Raw genomic sequence first — 23104 nt, forward strand, 5'->3', positions numbered from 1 at the left:
GATGGAACATCGCAGACAGTGCCCCCGAAGGGGCCCTCCAGGACCTTAGAACGTGCCGAACGGAAAGACGCCGCTCCTTCGTCTTTTGATCCTCCTCGCTCTCTTCGTCGCCAGCGTACCGGCCGCACCGGCCGTTGCCGCATCGGCGAACTATTCCTTCTCCACGGAGGAACTGATCGACGGATTCATGAAGACGGTTTTCGGGCTGGAATACAGGGCCTGGAGCTGGCAGCCCTACCTGGTCAAGAAATACACCGGAACGGTCAGCTTCTACGTGCACAACGAAGCGCGAAAGAACCGCAAGCCCGTCATCCATCAATTCATCCGCCAGCTCAATTCGCAGATACACGGACTTTCGACCCGCGTCACCCGCGACCCGGACGAGGCGAACTTTCACGTTCACGTCGTCGACCGCGACCAGTACGAGGATGTGGTACGCCGCGACGTCTACGGCGATCATCGCGCCGACGTTCCCGGCAGATGCCTGGTGCGCGTCGTCTCCGACGGCAAGGGAATTTCCCGCTCCACGGCCGTCATCGTCTCCGACGAAGGAGACTTCCTGTTCCGCCGCTGCCTTGTGGAGGAACTGCTGCAGGGCCTTGGCCCCATGAACGACGACGCGGAACTCGCCCACTCCGTCTTCAACGACCGCTCGAGGCACAGCCGCTTCACCACCTTCGACAAGTTCCTTTTGAACATGCTCTACCACCCGCGCATAAAGCCGGGAATGACGCAGGATCAGGTCGCGGTGCTCCTGCCGGCGATCGTGCGCGAGGTGCGCCGCTACGTCCACTGAGGCGAGGCGCACGCGATTTCGGCACGTTTGCAAACCGTCAACCATGTTCGCAAACCGCTCGCTAACCAAGAAACCAATTCGCCCCGAAGTTTGGTTACCGATTCACTTTTAAAACGCCTCGAATGCCTAGAGTTCGCTCTAACGGCACCTGCCTGGCGCATTTTCCTGTCGTCGAAAAACCTGCGTTTTGGCGGAATATGTACAGTCAGGCCGTTATCCGTTCCGACGACATGTAGCGAGTACGTCCATGCAGCGCACAGTCACATTCGCCCTCGCGGGCCTTTTCGCAGCACTAGCCTTTGCCGCGCCGGCAAGCGCGGATTACCGGCGCGCGAGCCCGCCGCCGCTGATCCTGAGCCCGGACCTGACCGAGCCCTGGGTCCTGCAGCTGAGCCCCCGGCGCGGGCAGGTGCGCCCGCAGATCTCCCAGCGCCCGATCCAGCGCACGCGCTACCAGCCGGACGCAAGAGCCGCACAGCGAGCCCGTCCGCCCGCGATCGACCCGCGCTTCCTGCCGACGACGGTCGCCTACAACGGGCCGCACACGCCGGGCACGATTATCGTCGACACCAACACCCGCTACCTCTACCTCGTTCAGAGCGACGGCTTTGCCCGACGCTACGGCGTTGGCGTGGGGCGGCCCGGCTTCGAATGGGCGGGAACCCACAAGGTGACGCGCAAAACCGAATGGCCGGACTGGCGCCCGCCCGCCGAAATGCGCGAACGCGCACGCAAGCAGGGCCAGATCCTGCCCGTCCACATGGAAGGCGGGCCGGCAAACCCGCTGGGCGCGCGCGCGCTCTACCTTGGATCAACGCTCTACCGCATCCACGGCTCCAACGAGCCATGGACCATCGGAAGGGCCGTTTCCTCGGGCTGCATTCGCATGCGTAACGAAGACGTTATCGAACTTTACGAGCGGGTGGGAGTCGGGACAAAAGTCATTGTGATTTAACGGAAGTTGCCTTCCCCAACGTCTGCTTTCGCAGCCAAAACATGCCGCGCCCGCCCGTGACAGGCCGGCGCGGCAATTGAATATTCTTCGTGAATCGATATTATTCCGTTTCGTAATGTCACGGAGTGCCTGCAGCGGGATACCACGGCAGGGATTGCGGCGGCCAAGGTTTCGCAAAAAGCGTCCATGCGAATACGTGTAGCTACACGCATACGTAAAGACACGTAGCGCTGCGTCACCCCCGCCGGAAAATTGGATACGATCGATTTCGCCGGACCTTCACCGGCTTGGAGAATGCGAATGCAAGACGAACTCGACCCCTGTGGACCGCCTTCCGAACCCGAGGTTCGCGACGCTCTTCAGCGGTTGCTGGCATCGCCGACATTCGCCCGCTCCCGCAAGATCAGCCGCCTTGTGACATACCTGGTGGAGGAAACATTGCTGGGCCGCTCCAGCGGCCTCAAGGAAATGACGATCGCGCTCGAGGTCTTCGACCAGACAAGCGAATTCAACCCGCGTTCGAACCCGATCGTCAGAGTGAATGCGTCGAGATTGCGCAGCCTTTTGCGACAGCACTATTCCGCCAAACCCGAGGCGGTGGAAATCCGCCTGCCTTCGGTCGGCTACGTTCCGAAGTTCACCCGGACCTGCCCGGCGGAAGACCGGCCGGCGCCCCTGCGCCGGGCAAGGGATATCCGCGCACGCGCGGCATTCGACCTTGGCGAAAGCGCCGCATGCGCGATCGAAGCCGCTTCCCCCCCGGCCGGCGATACCGGCAGTGAAGGCGAAGGGCGAACCATGTGGAGCCGCGTGCAGGCAACGCTCTCCTCCCCCCTTTCCGTCGCCATGATCAGCCTCAACATAATAATCGCGGTGCTGTTCTCCGTCCTCCAGGGTGATGCCACGGCAAGCGGCAGGTGGACGGACGCCCGATCGGGCGTGATGCAGACGCCCTATCCCCAGGAGGGTGAATCGGTTCTGCTGCTTTGCCAGCCAGACGAACTGTTTGGCGCATCCGAGGCGGACGGCCGCATGCCGGTATCGGTCAACGGCATGACCGTGAGATGCCGGGCGGTGATTCAGGCCGCAGGCATGTATCTTTCAAAATACTGACACAAGCTTCAAGCCACGCGCCGGAACGAATTATCCTGCGGACGGGCCCTGTACCTTCCGGCGCGATTCCCTCAAGGCGGGAACAACCGGGGGGAATCAAGCCATTGTGACCCGCAAAAGCAAACTTCGGGAAGCCGAAGGCATCTTCCAATCCTAGATTACAACCTGCAGGCCCTGAAACGGGCCTGGCGAAGAGGCAATGCTCAAAGCATTGATGCCGGGGCGGATTCTCGTCACGAAAACGCCCAATCTTCATTGAAAGTACTCGACGAAGTATAGATCGCCTTCCAACGGCCTGAGGAGAATTGCCGCATGAAAAAAGGACTGGCCCTTTGTTCCGCGCTTGCCGTCGTATTCGCGCTCGGCGGTGGGGTTTCATACGCCCACAAGGATGCGACCGGCATCGTGAAAGAACGCATGGACCTCATGTCCGGCATCGCAAAGTCGATGAAATCGATTGCGCAGATGGTGAAATCCGGCGAGGTGGACGCACATGCCGCACGCGCCGCAGGCAAGCGGATTGCCGAACACGCCTCCGAAATTGCATCGCTCTTCCCGGAAGGAAGCATTGAAGGCGACAGCGAGGCGACCCCTGCGATCTGGGAAAATTTCGAGGATTTTTCCAAAAAGGCATCCGCCCTTCAGGCCGCCGCCCAGTCGCTTGCGGATACGCCTGTCGACTCGATCGACCGGCAGGCACTCGCGGGCGAACTGCAAAACCTTGGCGGCGCTTGCAAGTCCTGCCACGAAACCTACCGCCAGAAGAAAGGCTGATCGCCAACAGGTCCCGAACCGGCCCGCTTGCCTTACAGGCAGCAAAGTTGCCATAACGGCATCTTGAATGTCAGGCCTCGTCCGGGATTCCAAAGGTGACCAGATTTTCTTCATCTCTTATCCGGCGGGCAACCGCCCATGGATGAGACGCGCGAGCCCACCGATGCGTTTTACTTCGGGCTCGCGCTCTGCCTGGGCCTGACGGCCGGCCTGATCGGAACGGCCTTCCACCTGACCGTGGACGGCCTGCTCCATATCGCGCCGGGCCTGCGGAAGGACGGAACGCCGCTTTCCCTGCTTTTGCCCGCAAGCATGATCCTCGCGGCTCTTGCCGCCCTTGCGTCCGCCACGATCGTGCGGAAGGTGGCGCCGGAAGCTGCCGGAAGCGGCATTCAGGAAATCGAAGGGGCGATGGAGGGCCTGCGCCCGATGCGCGCCGCCCGCGTGCTCGTCGCCAAATTCTTCGGCGGGGCGCTTTCGCTTGGCGCCGGGCTTGTGCTCGGGCGCGAAGGGCCGACCATCCACATGGGGGCGGCAAGCGCGGCTGCGATCAGCGAGCGTTTCAACCTGGACAAACGAGACCGCAAGGGCCTGCTCGCAGCAGGTGCTGCCGCGGGCCTTGCAGCGGCCTTCAACGCACCGCTCGCCGCGATCCTTTTCATCGTGGAAGAAACACGCCGGCAATTTCCCTATGGCTACCGGACGTATGTCGCGGTCATCACCGCCTCGGCCGCGAGCGCCGTCGTGACCGAATGGATCGCAGGCGTCGGCCCCTCGCTCGTAATCAGCGCAAGCACCGTACCCGTCTACCTGCTTCCCGGCTTCATCATGCTCGGTGTCATGCTGGGAGGGCTGGGCGTCTTCTTCAACCGCGCGCTGGTGGCGACCCTCGACGCTTTCGCGAACCTGCCGCCGGGCAGATGGTGGCTGCCGGCAACGGCGATCGGCGCGGTGTCCGGCGCACTGATGATCCTGGCGCCCGATGCGACGAAGGGGGGCGAAACGCTGATCGAAAGCCTGGCTGCCGCAAGGCACGGATTCTTTCTGCTGATCGGCCTGACGATGCTGCGCTTCGCGGGGGTAATGATCTCCTACGCGTCCGGCGTGCCGGGAGGGATCTTCGCGCCGATGCTTTCAATCGCGACCTGTTTCGGCCTTGCCGGCGGAACGGCGCTCGCATTCGTCCTGCCGGACGCAGGCGAACTGCCCAAGGCCTTCGCGATCGCCGCGATGGGCGGGCTTTTCGCGGCATCGGTGCGCGCGCCGATGGTCGGTGTCGTGCTGGTGCTGGAACTGACGGGCGCTTACGAACTGCTGCTTCCCGTGCTGATCACCTGCGCCTGCGCCACCGTTTTCGCCGAAAAACTGGGAGGCCGGCCGATCTATGAAGTCCTGCTGGAGCGCACGCTGGCAAAAGCCGGCATTGCCGGGCCGCCGGAAGTGGAAAAGTCGCCGGTCATCCCCGGATTCGACGACACGACGAAATAACGCCTGTTTATGGCCTAAGCCAGTCCCGCTTTTTCAAGCGCTTCCGGCGCAGGCCCGCCATAGGCCCAGTCGAGCAGCTCGGCCGTATGGACAATCGGAAGGTCCGTGCCGCCGCCGATCTGCGTCATGCAGCCGATATTGCCGGTGGCGATGAGGTCCGGCTTCGTCTTCGCGATATTGGCGACCTTGCGGTCGCGCAGGCGGCGCGCAATATCGGGCTGGAGGATATTGTAGGTGCCGGCGGAACCGCAGCACAGATGGCCCTCTGCAACATCCTTCACCGTGAAGCCCGCCGCCTTCAGGAGCGTCTTCGGCTCACGCGTGATCTTCTGGCCATGCTGCATGGAACAGGCCGAGTGATAGGCAACCGTCATGGCGCCATCGCGCGCGGGCGCGCCAAGCTCCAGGCCGGAGAGGAACTCCGTTATGTCCTTCGTCAGGGCCGAGACCCTGGTGGCCTTATCCGCGTAGGCCGGATCCTCGCGCAGCATAAAGCCGTAGTCCTTCACCGTCGTGCCGCAGCCCGAAGCGGTAATCAGGATGGCGTCCAGCCCTTCTCCCTCGATCTCCCGCGTCCATGCATCGACGTTGCGCCTTGCATCGTCCAGCGCCTGATCCTCCTTGCCCATGTGGTGGACCAGCGCGCCGCAGCACCCCTCGCCTTCCGGCAGGGTCACTTCATAACCCGCGCGGTTGAGAAGACGGATCGTCGCTTCGTTGATGGAGGGCTGGAGCACCGTCTGCGCGCAGCCGGAAAGGATCGTCACCCTTCCCTTGCGCTCCTGCCTTTCCGGCTTGAAGACGCCCGGCGCCTCCATGGCCGAGCGGCCGGGAATGCGCGAAGGCGCAAGCTCCAGCATCGCGCCCAGGCGCTTCATCGGCCCGCCCAGCGCCTTGAAGGCACCGGCAAAGGGACGGGCAAGGAAAGCACCGAAAAGCGCAAGCCTGAAGCGCCCCGGATGGGGCAGGACGAAACCGAGCACCTCTCGCACAAGACGGTCCGACAGCGGACGCTTGTAGGTCTTTTCGATATAGGCGCGGGCATGGTCGACCAGATGCATGTAATGCACACCCGAGGGGCAGGTGGTCATGCAGGACAGGCACGACAGGCAGCGGTCGATATGCTTGACGGTCTTTTCATCCGCCGGCCTGTCGTTTTCCAGCATGTCCTTGATGAGGTAGATGCGCCCGCGCGGGGAATCGAGCTCATCGCCCAGAAGGGCGAAGGTCGGGCAGGTTGCCGTGCAGAAGCCGCAATGCACGCATTTGCGCAGGATCTTCTCCGATTCCGCCACATCCGGGTCGGCAAGCTGCGCGAGCGAGAAGTTTGTCTGCATCGAAAACCGTCCGATCTTCTTTTTGAACTAGAAAAGCCAGGTCAGCGGATCGGGCACCGGTTCGCCGCGGCCTGCCATTTGCAGGCCCTTCACGCAGCGCACGATCACCCAGACGGCGGCCACCACCATCAGGATGAAGCCGATCCCGACGAACATGAGCAGGAACGACAGGAGCCCGAAGATAAGCCCCAGCCAGAAGGTGCGTATCTGGAACGTGTAGTGACTGTTGATCCAGCCTTCGACCTTGTCGCGGTTCATATAAGCGAAGACGACGCCGACAAGCGCCGTGAGGCCGACCACGAAGCCGACAAGATAGAGAATGTAGATAAGCGTTACGTTCTTGCCGCCGGGTTCCACGTAGCTTGCGGATACATTTTCTTCCTGCATGCTCATGTCATTCCCTCCGTTTGAACGCCCTATCTTTACGTCAGGAAAGAGATAACCTCAAAGCCCGGACGCCATGCGCCCGGGATTGAGGATGCCGGAGGGGTCGAACTGCTGCTTGAGGCGGCGGGACAGCCCGGCAAGCGGCTTCGGCTGGGGCTCGAAGACAGGCACACTTGTGCGCACCGCATGGCTGGCACGAACGAGCGTGGCATGCCCGCCGCCGGCGCGTTTCACACCTTCGCGCAACGCTTCCGCCTGGGGATCGCCGTCCTTGAGACGAAGCCAGACAAGCCCGCCCGACCAGTCGTAAAACGCCTCGAACGCGAGAACCCGCGAGAGATCGGCAACGAAGGCCGGCCCGGCCGTGGGTGCGAGCGACACGCGCCACACCGGCGCATCATCGCCGGCGAAGGGAAGACAGTCGCGCACCGCGCGCCAAAGCGCCCGTGAGACGTCCGCCTCCAACCGTTCGGCCGCAATCGCGTCGCCGAAAAGCTTTCTGAGCGCATCGAAGCGATAGTCGACGGAGGGACCGAACCCTTCGAGCCGCAGGAGCGTTGCGTCTTTCGTGCCGTCGAAGCCGTCGACACCGATCTTTTCGGCAGCCTCCCGCGGCAGGTGGGCAGCTGCCGACACCTCCGCCGAGGAGCCCATGGCCCGCGTCATGGATCTTACGGCTTCCGCGTCAGAAAGGCCGGGCAGAAGAACGGTGGCTTCCGTCTGGGCGCGCGGCAGCACCTTGAAGGTGACGCTGGTGGCAAGGGCAAGCGTACCCCACGAGCCGCAAAGGGCACGGGGAAGATCGTAGCCCGTGACGTTCTTCACCACCTTGCCGCCGGCCTTGAACACCTCTCCACGCCCGGAAACGGCCTGAAGCCCCAGGATATGATCGCGCGCGGCCCCATGCTTCAGGCGCTTGGGACCGGAAAGATTTGCACCGACGACACCGCCGATCGTGCCAAGGCCCGGCTCGCGGCCCAGGAGCGGGCCATAGTCCATCGGCTCGAAGGCGAGTTCCTGGCCGTGTTCTTCCACCAGACGCTCGACTTCGGCAATCGGCGTGCCGGCCCTGACCGTCAGGACAAGCTCCGCCGGTTCGTAAGTTTCCACGCCCGAAATTGCGGACAGGTCAAGCACATGGCCCGCCTGAACCGGGCGTCCGAGGTCCCGCTTCGAACCCTGGCCGATCACCTCCAGAGGATGATCTTCCGAGATCGCCCAGCGCACGGCTTCGACGAGGTCCTTTTCATCGCGCGGTTTAAGCGTTTCGCCCATCAGAACCTCGGAATGTCCGGGAAAGGCAGCTTGCCCTTGTGCACATGCATGCGGCCAAGTTCGGCACAGCGGTGCAGCGTGGGAAACACCTTGCCAGGATTGAGCAGGTGCTTTTCGTCGAACGCGCATTTGACGCGCTGCTGCTGCTTCAGATCGTCTTCGGAAAACATTTCGCCCATGAGGTCGCGCTTTTCGATGCCGACACCATGCTCGCCCGTCAGCACGCCGCCGACCTCGACGCAAAGCTTCAGGATATCCGCGCCGAAAGCCTCCGCCGCCTCAAGCTCGCCCGGCTTGTTGGCGTCATAGAGTATGAGCGGGTGGAGATTGCCGTCGCCCGCATGGAAGACGTTGGCGACGCGAAGGCCGTGCTTTTCACTCAATGCCCGCATGCCGGCAAGAACCTTCGGCAGTTCCTTTCGCGGGATCGTGCCATCCATGCAAAGGTAATCCGGTGAAATGCGCCCGACCGCGGGGAACGCCGCCTTGCGGCCCGCCCAGAAGGTCATGCGCTCTTCCTCGGAATTCGAAACGCGGATCGTCTCCGCCTTGTTGGCTTTCGCGATTTCCTCGATGCGCGACAGGAGGTGGTCGACCTCCGCCTCCGGCCCGTCAAGTTCGACGATCAAAAGGGCCTCCGCCTCACGCGGGTAACCGGCATGGACGAAATCCTCCGCCGCGTGGATCGCCGGCTTGTCCATCATCTCCATGCCGCCCGGAATTATTCCCGCGCCGATGATGTCGGCGACGCATTTGCCGCTGTCCTCGCTCGAGGGAAAGCCGATGAGGACGGCGCGCGCCGTTTCCGGCGACTGGAGGATGCGCACCGTCACCTCCGTAACGACGCCGAGAAGGCCCTCCGACCCCGTCATGAGGGCGAGCATGTCATAGCCTTCGCTGTCGAGATGCTTGCCGCCGATGCGGATCACCTCGCCCGTCATCAGCACCATCTGGAGGCCGAGCACGTTGTTCGTCGTCAGCCCATACTTCAGGCAATGCACGCCGCCGGAATTTTCCGCGATGTTGCCGCCGATGGAACAGGCGATCTGCGAGGAAGGATCGGGCGCGTAATAGAAGCCCTCCTCCTCCACCGCGCGCGTAATGCCGAGGTTGGTCACGCCCGGCTGAACGACGACGGCGCGATTTTCGTAGTCGATCTCAAGCACCTGGTTGAACTTCATCATCGACAGCAGCACGCCGTCGGCAAGCGGCAGCGCGCCGCCGGAAAGCGAGGTGCCCGCGCCGCGCGGCACGACCTTGACGTCGTTTTCATAGCAGTAACGCAGGATGCGGGAGACCTGATCGACCGTTTCGGGAAGGACGACGACAAGCGGAAGCTGGCGGTAGGCCGTCAGCCCGTCCGTCTCATAGGCGCGCATTTCCGTATCCGCGTCGATCACGCCCTCGCCCGGTACGATCTCGCTGAGCGCCGCGACAATCTCGCGCCGTCTTGCCAATACGGCATCCGACGGCTTGGGCATGGCAATGCCGCTCATGGCCGATCCCTCCCGATATGAACCGTTTTCCTGGTTCCCTCGTATTTAACGGGGATGGCGCATATGGACAATCGGAAGGCTGATCTTGAGCGCATGAGTACCGGCGAAAATTATCGAGCATCATCTCGTCGAATTCGTACGAATGATCTTGACAAATTCCCTGAGCTTTCGAAATCCCCTAAGGTGACCATTCACTCTTTCCGCACGGTTGAAAATGAACGCATTCACGGACATGGAAATTTTCGCCCGCGTGGTATCGGCGGGCAGCATGTCGGCGGCAGGCCGGGAAATGGGCCTTTCACCCGCCGTCGTCTCCAAGCGGCTGCGCCGGCTTGAAGAACGGCTCGGCACCCGCCTCTTGCAGCGCACGACCCGGCAGATCGCACTCACCGAAGCAGGCCAGGGCTTCTACGAACGGGTTATCGCGATCCTGGCGTCGATCGAGGAGGCGGAATCCTTCGTCACCCGAAAGTCGGCGCTGGCGCGCGGAACCCTGCGCGTGACGGCACCCACCTCCTTCGGCCGCCTGCACATCGCCCCGCACCTTCCAGCCTTCCTTGCCGAAAACCCCTCGCTTTCCATAAACCTCGACCTTGAGGACGATTTCGTCGACATTGTCGGCGACGGTTACGACCTTGCGATCAGGATTGCGGAGCTTGCCGATTCCAGCCTTGTCGCAAGGCGCCTTGCTCCCATTCACCGGGTTTTATGCGCTAGCCCCGACTATATCGCCCGCCACGGCGAGCCCGATACGATCGCCGAACTTTGCGAAAAGCACGTCTCCCTTGCCGCGCAGAATCAGGACCCGTGGCGTCTGCAGGGGCCGCACGGGACGGAGATCGTGCGCACCAACGGGCCGATCCGAACCAACTCCAGCGAAGTGGTGCGCGAGGCCCTGATTTCGGGCGCCGGCATTGCCCTGCGCTCTACCTGGGACATCGGCCCGGAACTGCGCGACGGCAAGTTGCGCATCATCCTGCCGGCCTATCGCGCGTCCAAGGACGTAGGGCTTTACGCCGTTTACGCAAGCCGAAGGTTCCTGCCCGCAAAGGTGCGTGTCTTCATCGACTTCCTCGCCGGCCTCTACGGCCCCTCGCCCTATTGGGACGAGGGATTGAGCGAGTGGCTCAGCATGGCGGATGCCGCTGAGTAACGCCTCCGACAAGGCCCTCAATAACGCCGATGTGTTGTAGCGTGCGACAAATTGACATCGCTTGCCCTTCACTAGGGACGGCGTGTTAGAGATGTTGTCCGCCGGTGTGCCAGTCACCCGAGTTTGAAGTTCGTCCTGTTCGCGCCATGCTCCGAACGAACTTCGGATTCAAAAGGGCGACTGGTGAATCTGTGTTGCCAGTGTGGTTTTCGAATTTGAAGCACGTTCTGGAGACAGCTGCCAGAATGAGGCGTGTTTCAAATTCACATCACTGGCTTGCTGCCGCAATTCGAGGGATAAGTTGCCGGGGAAACATCCCGGCAATTGCGAACCACCCGAGGAATGGGAGAAAACGTAATGAAAAAACTGATGCTGATCGCGGGCGCCGCCGTCGTCGCAATGATCTCCGGCGCGCATGCCGAGGGCGATGCGGCGGCCGGTGAGAAGGTCTTCCGCAAGTGCAAGGCCTGCCACATGGTCGGCGAGAAGGCGAAGAACCGCGTCGGCCCGGTGCTGAACGGCGTCGTCGGCCGGGAAGTCGCGACCGTTGGCGACTACAAGTATTCCAAGGGCATGATGGAATTCGGCGAAGGCGGCAAGGTCTGGGACGAAGAGACCCTGATGGTCTACCTGATGGACCCGCGCGGCACCGTGAAGGGCACGAAGATGGCCTTCGCCGGGCTGAAGAAGGAAGAGGACGTCAACAACGTCATCGCCTATCTCGAGCAGTTCGACGCAAACGGCGCGGAATCCAACTGAGCCGTCGCACCGTCGATTTGCCGATTGAAAGGAGCCGGGCCCGCGCCCGGCTTTTTTTCTTTGATCACCATCCGTGCAAGGCGCAGAACAGCTATTTTCAGGAGCTGTCGTCCTTTTCCGGATCGGAGTGATGGGCGCGGATGCGCTTGACCATCATCCAGATGGCGATGACGACGACAGGTACGGAAATGCCGGTCACGACCTCAGTTGACGGCAGATGCAAGCCGCTCTCCTTGGCCGCCTTGGCGAGATAGGAGATCAGGCCGACGACATAGTAACTGACGGCCGCCACGGAGAGGCCTTCGACCGTCTGCTGCAAACGCAGCTGCAAACGGGCGCGGCGGTTCATGGCAACCAGCAGGTCCCGGTTCTGGCGCTCCAGTTCCACATCGACACGGGTTCTGAGAAGCGTCGCCGCACGGGCAAGCTTGCGCGAGAGATTTGCCTGCCGCTCCTCCAGCGTCCGGCAGGTGCGCATGGCGGGCGCCATCCGCCGGTTCAGGAACTGGTGGAAAGTGAAATAGCCTTCAACCGGGCTTTCCTCAATGGCAAGCAGGCGCTGCTCGACGATCGCTTCATAGGCCCGGCTTGCGCCGAAGCGATAGGCGCTTGCCGCCGCCCCGGCTTCAAGCTCAGCGGCAAGGCGAGTGAGGTCGTCCAGAAGAACCCGGTTGGTTTCCACCCCTTCGCTGGAGCGCATCTTCTCAGCGATATCGGCAAGGCCGGCCTCTATGCGCGCCACGCTCGGCGCCTGGCGGTTGGCCTCCGCAAGACCCAGCAAGGCCAATGTGCGATAGGTCTCGACCTCCAGCAGGCGCTGCGCCAGCGCGCCCGCCTGATGAGGCCGCAAACGGTCGTCCACGATCAGGATACGCGTCATGCCGTCCTTGTCCTGACGGAAATCCGTCACGATGCGCGCGGCGTCTCCGTGAATGCTGGAAACGGCAAGGCTCGTGCGGTCGAAACGCTCGATCAGCGGCTCGAAATCGGCATCCTCCACGCGCACGAGATCAAGCCTTGCGGCAACGATCTGCGGCCCCGGCGCGCGAAATCCGGCACCGAAAGGGTGACCGCGCGGCGCATCGAACACGCCCGTCACGCCCTGGCCCGGACCGTCCCACGTGTAGGTGGTGAATTCGCCGTGCCGCTCCCACCGCAGCGCTCCCGTCTGCAGGTCTATGACATGATATCGCGCGGACGCATCCGGCACGGGGGCACCATGCGACCGGCAAAAGCCGGAGAACCACTCCCTGTCGCGCGCCGTCGCCTCTTCATCCGTCGTAAAGCCGTAGCGCAGGAAGACCCGCGGCGTTTCCACCATGCGAAAGGGGCGCGCATGGACTTCGCCCAGGACGAGATCGCGATTGGGATGCGCCTCGAAGGCGGGCAGACCGCCCGGCCGTTCGGCATCCTTGTCCGTTTCCGTCACAACTTGCGCCCTCTTCGCAAAACCTGCCGGCAGCGCCCCTTTTTCCACCGCTACAACAGCACTTGCGGCAGCCATAGCACGATGCCGGGGAAGAGCATGCACAAGGCCAGACCGATGAGTTGGAGGAGCACAAAGGGCACAATGCCGCGGTAAATGTGCTGGATCTGAACTTCCGGCGGCGCCACGCCCTTCATGTAAAATAGCGCGAAACCGAAAGGCGGTGTCAGGAAGGAAGTCTGCAGGTTCGTGGAAACCAGGATCGTGAACCAGATGAGCGCGACTTCGCCGACATTCTCAAAACCGGCAAGATGGGTGCCGAAATCAAGCCTCGAGACGATGGGCCCGAAAACGGGAAGCACGATCAGCGTGATCTCGATCCAGTCGAAGAAGAAGCCGAGGAAAAAGATCATCCCCATCAGCACGAAGAGGATGCCCCAAGGCCCGACCCCCGCCCAGGCGATGAACTCGTCGATCACGTGATCGCCGCCTAGCGTGCGGAAGACGAGCGAAAAGCAGGTGGCACCGAGGAATATGCCGAAGAGCATGGCCGTCGTCAGCGCCGAACGGTGGCTGACGTCGACAAGCACGTCCCGCGAAAGCTTGCGGTTGAATATCGCAAGGAGCGTCGCACCGACAGCGCCGACGCCGGCGGCTTCCGTGGGCGTTGCGAAGCCGAGGAAGATGGAACCGAGCACGAGCACGATCAGGATGACCGGCGGCACGAAGCTGCGCACGATCATGAACCAGAACTCGCCGCGCGATTTCGGCCCGATGTCTTCGGGCAGCGGCGGGGCGAGATGCGGCTTGAAGGTGCAAAGCCCGAGAATGTAAACGCAGTAGAGCGCCGAAAGAAGCAGACCCGGAACGACGGCCGCGATGAAGACCGTTCCGACCGGGATCGACATGAGGTCGGACATTATGACGAGCATGATGGACGGCGGAATGAGAATGCCGAGCGTTCCCGAGGCCGCGATGGTGCCTGTAGCGAGCGGCAGGTGGTAATTGCGCTCCAGCATCACGGGCAAGGCCAGCAGCGTCATCATGACCACCGAAGCGCCGATGATGCCCGTCGTCGCCGCCATGATGGTGCCCATCAGCGTGACGGAGAGCGCAAGGCCGCCCGGCACGCGGCGCGTGAGCACCTGAAGGCAGTTCAGGAGATCCTTCGCGACGCCCGATTTTTCCAGCATCGTGCCCATGAAGATGAACATGGGAATGGCGACCAGGACCGGGTTTTCCATGGTCTGGCCGAAGATACGGTTCGGCAGGACATTGAGCCGTGCCCAGTTCAGGACACCCGCCATGTCGCCGATAACGGCAAAGGCGAGACCGATGCCGCCGAGCGTGAAGGCGACCGGAAAACCGGTGAAAAGCAATAGCCCCAGCGCAACGAACATGAAGAGCGGGAGAAGTTCCACAGCACTCATCGAATTCTCCCGTCAGTCCGTTACCGGCCCTTTGGTTACGACGTCTTCCGGCAGGTCCGCGTGATGGGTGCCTGCATATTCGCCCGATCTTTCCTGAAGGTCCGGCGGACCGAATAGATAGACCCAGCACTTGAGGAGCGCCGCAATGCCGGCGGCCCCCAGGATGACGAAGCCGAGCGGCAGAAACGCCTTGATGACCCAGCGATGAGAAAGACCGGTCTGGGCTGCTGAAATCTCGTTCGTGTTCCAGGCCCGCTCGGCGAAGGTGTAGCCGAGCTTGCCGATGATGATGCAATAGGGGATCAGGAAGAGGACGATGCCCAGAAGCTCTAGCCACACACGCTTTCTGGGCGAAAGGCGATCGCGCACCAGCTCGATGCGCACATGGGCATCCTTCACATAGGCAAAGCCGAGACACATCATGAAAAGCACGGCATGCAGATGCCACTCCAGCTCCTGAAGCTTGGTGGATGAGAAATAGAATCCCGAATCGATGAATCCGCTGTCGTATTCGATGATCTTTCGCTGCGTCACATCGTAGAAAATGATCACCATCATGGGGATGAACAGGAATGCCGCGACCTTGCCGATGAGGCTGACCGCCCTGTCGATATCCTCCGCCGCCTCCATCGCGGCGTGATAACCGCCCGGCCCCCGGCGCTTCACGGCCAGAACGAAGAAAACGATCATCAGCGCGATCGCCGCGATCTCGACCCATAGCCCATAGGAGCGGAAGAAGCGCAGCGGATTGCCGCCTGCCGCCTTGATGATCGCCGGCAGGCCATCCGGCGCGACGATGAAGGCGATGAAACACGCAAGCAGCACGATCAGCACCCCGGCAGGCCGGGCACCAAGCAAAACGCCGGCCGCAAGCAACAAAACGGCGAGCGCAACAAGCGCAAGCACCGGAATGCCCGGAATGCCGAGAAAGGCGAGCGCCGAAGCGGCAAGGCTTGCCAGAAGCAGAAGCTGTCCCATTCAAGGTCCCCTGCGAGATTATGCGGGGCTTTCGGCCGAATGACGAGGAAGGCTCGGCCGAAGGGATGAGACCGGGCGGCTGCGCGGTCGCACCGCCGCCCGATCCGTCAAAGCGTGAAGGGCCTTATTTCAGATAGCCCACATCGCTCCACGTCTTGTAGTTTTCCCGGAAAGTGGACAGCGAATCCCAGGCTTTCTTGAAGTTCGGGTTGCCAGCACTTTCTTCTTCCACGACCTCGCCCCAGGCCGCACGCAGCGTATCCAGGATTTCCGGCGGCCAGGTGTGTATCGTCACGCCATTGTCCTGAAGCTCCTTGAGAGCCGTGAACTGGATCGCCTCGCCTTCCGCAAGGCCGTAGGCGACGTTGGCTTCGCAAACCGTTTCGAACAACGCCTTGGTATCGTCGGAAAGAGCGTCCCACTCGTCCTTGTTGATCATCAGTTCGAACAGCGTCGACTGCTGATGCCAGCCGGGGAAGTAGTAGTGCTTGGCGACCTGATAAAAGCCGAGCTTCAGGTCGATCGCCGGCATCGAGAATTCGGTCGCATCGATGGTGCCGAGTTCAAGCGCCGGGAAAATGTCGCCGCCGGCAAGAAGCTGCGTGGAAACGCCGACCTTTTCCATCACCTTCGCGCCAAGGCCGAAGAAGCGCATCTTCTTGCCCTTGAGGTCGTCGATCGACTTTATTTCCTCACGGAACCAGCCGGACGCTTCCGGCGCGATGACGCCGCAGATGAGCGACTTTATGTTGTAGTTGGCGTAGATCTCGTCAAGCAGCTCCTGCCCGCCGCCGAAGCGGATCCAGGCGTAATATTCGCCGGCCTGCGGGCCGAAGGGCACGGCAGCGAAAAGCGCGAGCGCGGAATCCTTGCCCGTCCAGTAGCCGGGCGTCGACCAGGCCGCCTGCACCGCCCCGGAAGACACGGCATCGAAGGCTTCGAGCGCCGGGACGATGGCGCCCGGTTCCTGGAACGTGACATTGACCTGACCGCCGGAGGTTGCCGCCAGCCTGTCCTGAATGACCTTGCCGAGCGTGCCGAGCTGGGTAAGCGAGCTCGGATAGGTCGACTGCATGTCCCAGTTGATATCGTCGAACGCGCTTGCCGGCATGCTCGCGCCGAGCGCGAGCGAAGTGGACAAGGCGAAGGCGGTAAGAAGCTTCTTCACGGTACATTCCTCCCAATTGGTACGCCCAAGGACGTGGACGCCGTTTTCATGCCGGAAGGATGCGATCTGGCGCATGCCCCCGGCCCACCCCGCTGCCGTGCGGCCCGAGGCGTCTTCCCCCTTTTCGGAACAGCCGGGCCGCACCCGTGACGGGTGCCCGCTGAACCGAAGCTCCCCGCGGGCGGCCATTGCCTGTTGCCCGCGGCCGTGCGGCCCAATTACGATCCATTCGCCCCTTTTCGAAAAGATCAAAATTTCCGCAACGTCAGAACTATAACTGGATAACAATATTGACCACTGAACGCAATACGGAATAAATTACGGACAGGAAGGCAGTCCCGTCGATCCATGCTGCTCTGCACAGTTTCCGTGGCTGCGCCGCACAATAAAAATGCTGGCGTCACAATGGTATTTCAGAAGATCAGTCACAATCGCACGGCGGATGCCGTGATCGATCAGATCGAGCAGCTGATCCTGCAGGGGGTGGTGCGCCCGGGCGACCGCCTGCCCTCCGAGCGCGAGCTGGCCAAGAAAGTTGACGTCTCCCGCCCGATCCTGCGCGAGGCGATCAAGACACTGGAGGAGCGCGGGCTGATCGCCACCCGCCACGGTGAGGGAACCTTCGTCGCCGATGTCATCGGTACCGTTTTTTCCGACGCGATCATCGAGCTTATCCGCCGCCATCCGCCAGCGATCGCCGATTACATGGAATACCGGCGCGAGATGGAAAGCATTGCCGCCGGCTATGCCGCGGTACGCGCGACGGACGCCGACAAGGAAATCATCACACGTATCTTCAACGCCATGCAGGAAGCGCACGACAGCGAGGATTTCGCCCGCGAGGCCGAGCTTGACGTCGAGTTTCACCAGGCTGTCGGCGAGAGCGCACATAACATCGTGCTGCTTCACACGCTGCGTTCCTGCTACCGGCTGCTCAACGACGGCGTCTTCTACAACCGCATGCAGCTCTACCGCTATCCGGGCTCTCGCGACCAGCTGCTCGCCCAGCACAAGGCCATCTTCGAAGCGGTAATGCGCGGCGACCGGGAAGGCGCGCAAGCCGCCGTCGTCGCCCACATCGACTATGTCGAAAACGTAATACGCGACGTCATGCGCAACGGGCTGTGGCAGGAGGTTTCAAGCCTGCGCCTGCAGCAACGCCTCGCCACCACCAAAGAAGACCCCAAACGCCGCCGCGCCCCGCGCAAAGCGACAGAGGAAATTACGACTTCATGAGTTCTTCGCCCCCCGCAGGCCCGCGCGTCGGGCTTTTCGTCACCTGCCTCGTCGACCTCTTCCGCCCGAGCGTCGGTTTCGCCGCCGTGAAGCTGATGGAGGACGCGGGCTGCACGGTCGAGGTGCCGGCGGCCCAGACCTGCTGCGGCCAGCCGGCGTTCAACTCCGGCGACCGCAAGGATGCGCGTGAAATCGCCGAACAGGTGATCCGTGCGTTCGAGCCTTACGACTATGTGGTCGCACCGTCCGGCTCCTGCGCGGGGATGCTGAAGCGACACTATCCGGAGCTTTTTCAGGACGACCCGCAGGCGCATGAACGCGCTGAAAATTTCGCGGGAAAAGTGCATGAACTGGTCAGCTTCCTGACCGATGTCCTGAACGTCACATCCGTCGATGCCGCGTTCAGGGGATCCGTCACCTATCACGACAGCTGCTCGGGCCTGCGCGAGCTTGGCGTGAAGGACCAGCCGCGCAAGCTCCTGAAGACCGTGGACGGTCTGGAAATCAAGGAAATGCGCGATCCTGACGTCTGCTGCGGCTTCGGCGGCACCTTCTGCGTGAAATACCCCGACATCTCCAACAAGATCGTTTCGGAAAAGACGAACACGATCCGCGAGACGGGCGCGGGCACGCTGCTTGCCGGCGACCTCGGCTGCCTCATGAACATGGCCGGCAAGCTGAAGCGCGAAGGCTCGGCAATCGAGGTGCGCCATGTCGCCGAAGTGCTGGCCGGCATGACCGATGCACCGGCGATCGGCGAAAAGGGGAAAGGGTGACGCGATGGAGGAAGGCGCCGCAACGCCCGCCGCGCAATCGCGCCTTGCCGTGCGAAGAGGCGAACGCGGGGACGCGGGCCGCATCTGCGAAATCTACAATGAAGGCATCGACGACAGGCTCGCCACTTTCGAAACGGAACACAGAAGCGCGAAGGATATCGAAGCCTGGTTCGATGCCGGACTTCCGCTCGCGACCGTGGAACGGGACGGCAGGCTCGTTGCCTATGCGGTCGCTCACCCTTACCGCGCGCGCCCCTGCTACGCGGGCGTGAGGGAGTTTTCCGTTTATGTGGCGCGCGAGGCGCGCGGGACGGGTGCCGGCAAAGCCGCACTCGAAGGACTGATCGAACTGGCGAAAGCCGACGGCGCCTGGAAACTGCTCTCGCGGATATTCCCGGAAAATGCGGCGAGCCTCGCGCTTTGCCGCAAGCTCGGATTTCGCGTGGTCGGCACCTATGAGCGCCACGGCAAGCTCGACGGGAAATGGCGCGACTGCGTCATCGTCGAGAAACTGATCGACGCGTGAGCGAAAAGGCGAGGCTTATGGAAATCAAATCGCCCACCTTCAAGAACAATTCCGCAGAGGCGCTCAAGGACGTCAACCTGCAAAAGGCGCTCGGCAAGGTGCGCACTGGCTTTATCGAAAAGCGCGCGCAGGCAGCGGACGCGCTGCCGGAATTCGAGGATCTGCGCGACCGCGCACGCGATATCAAGGATCACGTGCTCGACCATCTCGACCTTTATCTGGAAAGATACACCGAGAAGGTGGAGGCCGCCGGCGGCCACGTCCACTGGGCCGAAACGGCGGAGGATGCGCGAAACCAGATCATGGAAATCTGCCGCAGGCTGAACGCGCGCACGGTGACCAAGGGCAAGTCCATGATCACCGAGGAGATCGGCCTCAACGAATTCTTCGAGCAAAACGGGGTAACGCCCGTCGAGACGGACCTTGGCGAATACATCATCCAGCTTCGCGGCGAACACCCGAGCCACATCATCGCGCCCGCCGTGCACGTGACGAAGGACCAGGTGGAGGAGGATTTCCGCAGGGCCCACACCCAGTTCGACCCGAAGCGGAACCTCGACGAGCCGACGACGCTGCTCGGCGAAGCGCGCGCCGTGCTCAGGCAAAAATATTTCGACGCGGATGTCGGCATCACCGGCGCGAACTTCCTGATCGCGGAAACGGGCACCTCTATCATCGTCACCAACGAGGGCAACGGCGACCTGACGCAGACGCTGCCGAAAGCGCATATCGTGGTCGCATCCATCGAGAAGATCGTGCCGACGCTGGAAGACGTAAGCCAGATCCTGCGCGTGCTCGCCCGCTCGGCCACCGGCCAGGACATGTCCGTCTACACCACCTTCTCGACCGGGCCGAAGCGCGACGACGACCCGGACGGGCCCGGCGAATACCACGTCATCCTGCTCGACAACGGACGCTCGTCGATGCTGGGCTCAGACTATCAGGACATGCTGCGCTGCATTCGCTGCGGGGCCTGCATGAACCACTGCCCGGTCTATCACGCCGTCGGCGGACACGCCTACGGCTGGGTCTACCCCGGCCCGATGGGCGCTGTGCTGACACCATCGCTCATCGGCGTCGACCAGTCCGGCCACCTGCCGAATGCCTCCACCTTCTGCGGACGCTGCGAGGCGGTCTGCCCGATGCGCATCCCGCTGCCGAAAATGATGCGCCACTGGCGCGAGCGCGAGTTCGAGCGGAACCTCAATTCCGCCACCGCGCGCTACGGCCTGGGCGTCTGGGCCTATTTCGCAAAGCGGCCCTCGCTCTACCAGTTCATGACGGGTCTTGGCATGCGAACGCTCGGGCTGCTCGGGCGAACGAAGGGCCGGTTCAAAGGCCTGCCGCTTGCCGGCGGATGGACGAAATATCGCGACCTGCCGGCGCCCGAAGGCAAGACCTTCCAGCAACAATGGGCCGAACGGCAAAAAGCGAAACGAAAGGAAGCGGCATGACGGCGACCTCTCGCGAACGCATTCTCGCGAAAATCAGGACCTCGCTCGGCCGGAACGGCGAAGACGAGACGCGCCGGGACACGGTTGCCGAGCGGCTTTCCGCCCACCACAAGGGCATCATCCCCAAGCGGGGTCAGCTTTCCGGCAAAGACCTGATCGACCTTTTCTGCAAGATGGCGGAAGGCGTGCAGGCGTCCGTTGCCCGCATTTCCTCGCCCGACGAGGTGCCGGCGGCGGTGAGCGACTATCTGCGGTCGAAAAATCTGTCACAACAGGTACGAATGGGCGCCGATGCCCGCCTTGCCGCCATGCCCTGGAAGGACCAGCCCAACCTGGAAGTCATGCAGGGCCGAGCGGAGGGAAGCGAGGAGGCAGGCGTTTCTCATGCATTCGCCGGAATTGCCGAGACGGGCACGCTTGTGCTGACGTCGGGCAACGACAACCCGACGACGATCAACTTCCTGCCCGAGCATCACATCGCGGTGGTGAATGCCGCCGATCTTTCCGGCGACATGGAAGCCGTATGGGCGAAAGTTCGCGGGAAATACGGCGAAGGGACGATGCCGCGCACGGTCAACTTGGTGACCGGACCGTCGCGCTCCGCCGACATCGAGCAAACGCTGCTTCTGGGCGCACACGGGCCAAGGGCACTGCATGTGATCGTGGTGGAAGAGGGTTAGGCGGATTTCCAAAATAACGAAAACACCTCTGCAAAACCGCGTTTCCCCCGACGGTTCGATCACAGCGACCCCAGCACGCGGGAGCATGTTCGGCAATCGCGGCGGGCGCATTCACGATCCTGAGACGAAGACGCTCCTCTCCCGCAGGTGGGCGTCGAAACACTGGATCTGCTGCGTGCTGTCTTTCAAGGGGCGCAAACGAGAGTTGATGGGCGAGAGCTATACGGAACTTTTCTTCCTCGATGAGGTGACGGCGCTTGCCGCCGGGCACCGTCCCTGCTTCGAATGCCGGCGTAAGGATTTCGTGCGCTTCGCAGCAGCCTGGGCACGCGCATTCGACCTCGCGATCCCGCCCAGAGCAGGCGAAATGGACAAGGTGCTGCACGAAGAGCGGCTGGAGCATCGAGCAAAGCGGACATACCGGCGCGAATTCTCATCCCTGCCGGATGGTGCCGTGATCCGTGAGGGCGACAGATTTCTGGCGGTCAGAGGCAAGGAACTTCTGCCCTGGTCCTTTGATGGCTATGGAACCGGAGTCACACGGCCCGAAGCCGGTGAGGCCGAAGTGCTGACACCGCCCGCGACCCTCGCTGTGCTGAAAAACGACTACCTTCCGCAATGGCATGAAAGCGCCAGCCCGGCTGGTGAATCCGATGAGGTAACTGTTAGGAGTTCCCCAAAAGACCCTTGATTGCAGCATGATAGATAAGCGCGATGGTCTTGAGGTCGACGATTTCTCCCCGCTCGATCATCGCCATCGCCTCGTCAAAACCGACTTCGATGACCTCGATATCCTCACCTTCGCCAGCGTGGCCGCCGCCGGCGCCGACGCGGTCGCGATCCGCATATTCGGCGGCGAAGAAGTGCAGTTGCTCGGTAACCGATCCCGGGCTGGTATAGGCCGTGAAAACCGGGATCACGTCGCGCACCCGAAAGCCCGTTTCCTCCTCGGCCTCGCGCCGGATTGCCGACGCCGGATCGTCATCGTCAAGAAGCCCGGCAGGAACTTCAAGCAGCATTCCGTCGTCGAGCCCGTTGACGAAAGCGGGCAGGCGAAACTGCCGTGTCAGGATCAGGCTGTTCTTTTCGCGATTGTAGAGCAGGATCGCCGCGCCGTTGCCCCGGTCATAGGCCTCGCGCGAAAGCCGCTGCTCGGAGCCGTCGCGTCTGCGATAACGGAACGTGTATTTCCGCAGGACATACCAGTTGTCGCTTAAAGTCTCGACGTTTTCTATGGCGACGTTCTCGGTCGACGGCGGTCGCGACGTCATGAACTGGCTCCAGGCTAAGTTATCAAGATTCGCTGAGATTCCGAGTTTGATAAACTTTGTGAATTGCCGCTTCAAGCAGAAGGGCAAGCACGTTAATAGAAGTTCGGCGCCGGCCTCCGGTCAGCCGACAGGATAATGCGCCGGCCTGTATTGCCGGTCGCAAGGAGAATGAGATGAACGAAAACGAACTCGCGCTCGGCCGCGCCGTCGAGACGCCAAACGACCCCGAGACGGCGCCGCTGGACCGCGTGCCGAACCCAAACCCCGAAGTCGACTACGTCACCCGCTTCGTGGTGCCGGAATTCACCTCGATGTGCCCGGTAACGGGCCAGCCGGATTTCGCGCATATCGTCATCGACTACGTTCCGGACGAGTGGCTGATCGAATCGAAATCGCTGAAACTTTTCATGCATTCGTTCCGCAACCACGGCGCCTTTCATGAGGGCTGCACCGTGATGATCGGCAAGCGGTTGGTCGAGCGGCTTTCGCCGCGCTGGCTCAGGATCGGCGGCTACTGGTATCCGCGCGGCGGAATTCCCATCGACGTGTTCTGGCAGACCGGGAACCCGCCCGAAGGCATCTGGCTGCCCGACCAGGGCGTGCCGCCCTATCGCGGGCGCGGTTGA

General features: G+C 62.3%; 23 protein-coding genes. 14 read left to right on the plus strand and 9 right to left on the minus strand.

Annotated features, from left to right (window positions below; all coding sequences use genetic code 11):
* Positions 1–52: 52 nt before the first annotated feature.
* The 5 genes from GR183_RS14810 to clcA all read left to right on the plus strand — a co-directional run bounded on the left by GR183_RS14810 (position 53) and on the right by clcA (position 5126).
* Entirely contained in the window at positions 53–796 is a 744-nt protein-coding gene (locus GR183_RS14810) for a DUF2927 domain-containing protein (RefSeq protein WP_160776436.1), read from the plus strand.
* A gap of 247 nt (positions 797–1043) precedes the next feature.
* Positions 1044–1751: a L,D-transpeptidase gene (locus GR183_RS14815; protein ID WP_160776437.1), complete on the plus strand. Its 708-nt coding sequence runs from the start codon at positions 1044–1046 to the stop codon at positions 1749–1751.
* Between the two features lie 300 nt (positions 1752–2051).
* Complete coding sequence (locus tag GR183_RS14820; protein WP_160776438.1) at positions 2052–2864, plus strand: hypothetical protein; 813 nt, start codon at positions 2052–2054, stop codon at positions 2862–2864.
* Positions 2865–3176: 312 nt separating this feature from the next.
* Positions 3177–3638: a c-type cytochrome gene (locus tag GR183_RS14825; protein ID WP_160776439.1), complete on the plus strand. Its 462-nt coding sequence runs from the start codon at positions 3177–3179 to the stop codon at positions 3636–3638.
* A gap of 138 nt (positions 3639–3776) precedes the next feature.
* Positions 3777–5126 carry a H(+)/Cl(-) exchange transporter ClcA gene (gene clcA, locus GR183_RS14830; RefSeq protein ID WP_160776440.1) on the plus strand — a complete coding sequence of 450 codons (1350 nt, stop codon included), beginning with the start codon at positions 3777–3779 and terminating at the stop codon, positions 5124–5126.
* 14 nt (positions 5127–5140) lie between these two features.
* Here the strand turns inward: clcA and glcF are convergent, their stop codons facing one another.
* The 4 genes from glcF to GR183_RS14850 are packed head-to-tail and all read right to left on the minus strand — an operon-like array spanning position 5141 to position 9621.
* Complete coding sequence (glcF, locus tag GR183_RS14835; protein ID WP_160776441.1) at positions 5141–6463, minus strand: glycolate oxidase subunit GlcF; 1323 nt, start codon at positions 6461–6463, stop codon at positions 5141–5143.
* Between the two features lie 27 nt (positions 6464–6490).
* On the minus strand, positions 6491–6856 hold the full coding sequence (locus tag GR183_RS14840; protein WP_160776442.1) for a DUF4870 family protein: 366 nt from the start codon (positions 6854–6856) through the stop codon (positions 6491–6493).
* A 51-nt stretch (positions 6857–6907) separates the two neighbouring features.
* Complete coding sequence (glcE, locus tag GR183_RS14845; RefSeq protein ID WP_160776443.1) at positions 6908–8125, minus strand: glycolate oxidase subunit GlcE; 1218 nt, start codon at positions 8123–8125, stop codon at positions 6908–6910.
* A complete protein-coding gene (locus GR183_RS14850; protein ID WP_160776444.1) occupies positions 8125–9621 on the minus strand; it encodes an FAD-linked oxidase C-terminal domain-containing protein in 1497 nt (498 codons plus the stop codon). Before GR183_RS14850 ends, glcE begins: the two co-directional genes overlap by 1 nt.
* Positions 9622–9835: 214 nt before the next feature.
* On the opposite strand from GR183_RS14850, the gene GR183_RS14855 reads away from it, so the two are divergent.
* Positions 9836–10774, plus strand: a complete 939-nt coding sequence (locus GR183_RS14855; protein ID WP_160776445.1) for a LysR family transcriptional regulator — start codon at positions 9836–9838, stop codon at positions 10772–10774.
* A gap of 357 nt (positions 10775–11131) precedes the next feature.
* Positions 11132–11533 (plus strand): c-type cytochrome, encoded by a 402-nt coding sequence (locus GR183_RS14860; RefSeq protein WP_160776446.1) that lies wholly within the window; start codon positions 11132–11134, stop codon positions 11531–11533.
* A 97-nt stretch (positions 11534–11630) separates the two neighbouring features.
* Here the strand turns inward: GR183_RS14860 and GR183_RS14865 are convergent, their stop codons facing one another.
* The 4 genes from GR183_RS14865 to GR183_RS14880 all read right to left on the minus strand — a co-directional run bounded on the left by GR183_RS14865 (position 11631) and on the right by GR183_RS14880 (position 16724).
* Entirely contained in the window at positions 11631–13037 is a 1407-nt protein-coding gene (locus GR183_RS14865; RefSeq protein WP_160776447.1) for a DUF3422 family protein, read from the minus strand.
* Positions 13013–14389: a TRAP transporter large permease gene (locus tag GR183_RS14870; protein WP_160776448.1), complete on the minus strand. Its 1377-nt coding sequence runs from the start codon at positions 14387–14389 to the stop codon at positions 13013–13015. Before GR183_RS14870 ends, GR183_RS14865 begins: the two co-directional genes overlap by 25 nt.
* Before the next feature lie 12 nt (positions 14390–14401).
* Positions 14402–15367 (minus strand): TRAP transporter small permease subunit, encoded by a 966-nt coding sequence (locus tag GR183_RS14875; protein WP_202396118.1) that lies wholly within the window; start codon positions 15365–15367, stop codon positions 14402–14404.
* A 124-nt stretch (positions 15368–15491) separates the two neighbouring features.
* On the minus strand, positions 15492–16724 hold the full coding sequence (locus tag GR183_RS14880; protein WP_208999865.1) for a TRAP transporter substrate-binding protein: 1233 nt from the start codon (positions 16722–16724) through the stop codon (positions 15492–15494).
* Positions 16725–16940: 216 nt separating this feature from the next.
* Between GR183_RS14880 and GR183_RS14885 the strand changes: the two genes are divergently transcribed.
* The 6 genes from GR183_RS14885 (at position 16941) to GR183_RS14910 (ending at position 21898) form a co-directional block, all read left to right on the plus strand.
* Entirely contained in the window at positions 16941–17771 is an 831-nt protein-coding gene (locus GR183_RS14885) for an FCD domain-containing protein (protein ID WP_160776449.1), read from the plus strand.
* Positions 17768–18547, plus strand: coding sequence for a (Fe-S)-binding protein (locus tag GR183_RS14890; RefSeq protein WP_160776450.1), 780 nt, complete (start codon positions 17768–17770; stop codon positions 18545–18547). The genes GR183_RS14885 and GR183_RS14890 overlap by 4 nt, the downstream gene beginning before the upstream one ends.
* 4 nt (positions 18548–18551) lie before the next feature.
* Positions 18552–19073, plus strand: a complete 522-nt coding sequence (locus GR183_RS14895; RefSeq protein WP_160776451.1) for an arsinothricin resistance N-acetyltransferase ArsN1 family A — start codon at positions 18552–18554, stop codon at positions 19071–19073.
* A 17-nt stretch (positions 19074–19090) separates the two neighbouring features.
* Positions 19091–20527, plus strand: a complete 1437-nt coding sequence (locus tag GR183_RS14900) for a LutB/LldF family L-lactate oxidation iron-sulfur protein (protein ID WP_160776452.1) — start codon at positions 19091–19093, stop codon at positions 20525–20527.
* Entirely contained in the window at positions 20524–21207 is a 684-nt protein-coding gene (locus GR183_RS14905; protein WP_160776453.1) for a LutC/YkgG family protein, read from the plus strand. The genes GR183_RS14900 and GR183_RS14905 overlap by 4 nt, the downstream gene beginning before the upstream one ends.
* An 85-nt stretch (positions 21208–21292) precedes the next feature.
* Positions 21293–21898: a hypothetical protein gene (locus tag GR183_RS14910; protein ID WP_202396119.1), complete on the plus strand. Its 606-nt coding sequence runs from the start codon at positions 21293–21295 to the stop codon at positions 21896–21898.
* On the opposite strand, the gene GR183_RS14915 is transcribed toward GR183_RS14910, so the two are convergent.
* Entirely contained in the window at positions 21873–22478 is a 606-nt protein-coding gene (locus GR183_RS14915; protein WP_160776454.1) for an NUDIX domain-containing protein, read from the minus strand. The genes GR183_RS14910 and GR183_RS14915 overlap by 26 nt on opposite strands.
* 173 nt (positions 22479–22651) lie before the next feature.
* Here GR183_RS14915 and queF point away from each other — a divergent pair, with 173 nt between their 5' ends.
* Complete coding sequence (gene queF / locus GR183_RS14920) at positions 22652–23104, plus strand: preQ(1) synthase (protein ID WP_160776455.1); 453 nt, start codon at positions 22652–22654, stop codon at positions 23102–23104.

It is taken from the genome of Stappia sediminis, from assembly GCF_009826895.1.
GTDB classification, from domain to species: Bacteria; Pseudomonadota; Alphaproteobacteria; order Rhizobiales; family Stappiaceae; genus Hongsoonwoonella; species Hongsoonwoonella sediminis.

Excerpts from the sequence above, each read along its gene's own strand:
- clcA (WP_160776440.1), top strand. The coding sequence starts at position 3,777 with ATGGATGAGACGCGCGAGCCCACCGATGCGTTTTACTTCGGGCTCGCG.
- GR183_RS14870 (WP_160776448.1), bottom strand. The coding sequence starts at position 14,389 with ATGAGTGCTGTGGAACTTCTCCCGCTCTTCATGTTCGTTGCGCTGGGG.
- queF (WP_160776455.1), top strand. The coding sequence starts at position 22,652 with ATGAACGAAAACGAACTCGCGCTCGGCCGCGCCGTCGAGACGCCAAAC.
- glcE (WP_160776443.1), bottom strand. The coding sequence starts at position 8,125 with ATGGGCGAAACGCTTAAACCGCGCGATGAAAAGGACCTCGTCGAAGCC.
- GR183_RS14860 (WP_160776446.1), top strand. The coding sequence starts at position 11,132 with ATGAAAAAACTGATGCTGATCGCGGGCGCCGCCGTCGTCGCAATGATC.
- GR183_RS14890 (WP_160776450.1), top strand. The coding sequence starts at position 17,768 with ATGAGTTCTTCGCCCCCCGCAGGCCCGCGCGTCGGGCTTTTCGTCACC.
- GR183_RS14900 (WP_160776452.1), top strand. The coding sequence starts at position 19,091 with ATGGAAATCAAATCGCCCACCTTCAAGAACAATTCCGCAGAGGCGCTC.
- GR183_RS14910 (WP_202396119.1), top strand. The coding sequence starts at position 21,293 with ATGTTCGGCAATCGCGGCGGGCGCATTCACGATCCTGAGACGAAGACG.
- GR183_RS14875 (WP_202396118.1), bottom strand. The coding sequence starts at position 15,367 with ATGGGACAGCTTCTGCTTCTGGCAAGCCTTGCCGCTTCGGCGCTCGCC.
- GR183_RS14850 (WP_160776444.1), bottom strand. The coding sequence starts at position 9,621 with ATGAGCGGCATTGCCATGCCCAAGCCGTCGGATGCCGTATTGGCAAGA.
- GR183_RS14820 (WP_160776438.1), top strand. The coding sequence starts at position 2,052 with ATGCAAGACGAACTCGACCCCTGTGGACCGCCTTCCGAACCCGAGGTT.
- GR183_RS14915 (WP_160776454.1), bottom strand. The coding sequence starts at position 22,478 with ATGACGTCGCGACCGCCGTCGACCGAGAACGTCGCCATAGAAAACGTC.
- GR183_RS14885 (WP_160776449.1), top strand. The coding sequence starts at position 16,941 with ATGGTATTTCAGAAGATCAGTCACAATCGCACGGCGGATGCCGTGATC.
- GR183_RS14865 (WP_160776447.1), bottom strand. The coding sequence starts at position 13,037 with ATGGCTGCCGCAAGTGCTGTTGTAGCGGTGGAAAAAGGGGCGCTGCCG.
- GR183_RS14895 (WP_160776451.1), top strand. The coding sequence starts at position 18,552 with ATGGAGGAAGGCGCCGCAACGCCCGCCGCGCAATCGCGCCTTGCCGTG.
- GR183_RS14840 (WP_160776442.1), bottom strand. The coding sequence starts at position 6,856 with ATGAGCATGCAGGAAGAAAATGTATCCGCAAGCTACGTGGAACCCGGC.
- GR183_RS14855 (WP_160776445.1), top strand. The coding sequence starts at position 9,836 with ATGAACGCATTCACGGACATGGAAATTTTCGCCCGCGTGGTATCGGCG.
- GR183_RS14825 (WP_160776439.1), top strand. The coding sequence starts at position 3,177 with ATGAAAAAAGGACTGGCCCTTTGTTCCGCGCTTGCCGTCGTATTCGCG.
- GR183_RS14880 (WP_208999865.1), bottom strand. The coding sequence starts at position 16,724 with ATGGCCGCCCGCGGGGAGCTTCGGTTCAGCGGGCACCCGTCACGGGTG.
- GR183_RS14815 (WP_160776437.1), top strand. The coding sequence starts at position 1,044 with ATGCAGCGCACAGTCACATTCGCCCTCGCGGGCCTTTTCGCAGCACTA.
- GR183_RS14905 (WP_160776453.1), top strand. The coding sequence starts at position 20,524 with ATGACGGCGACCTCTCGCGAACGCATTCTCGCGAAAATCAGGACCTCG.
- glcF (WP_160776441.1), bottom strand. The coding sequence starts at position 6,463 with ATGCAGACAAACTTCTCGCTCGCGCAGCTTGCCGACCCGGATGTGGCG.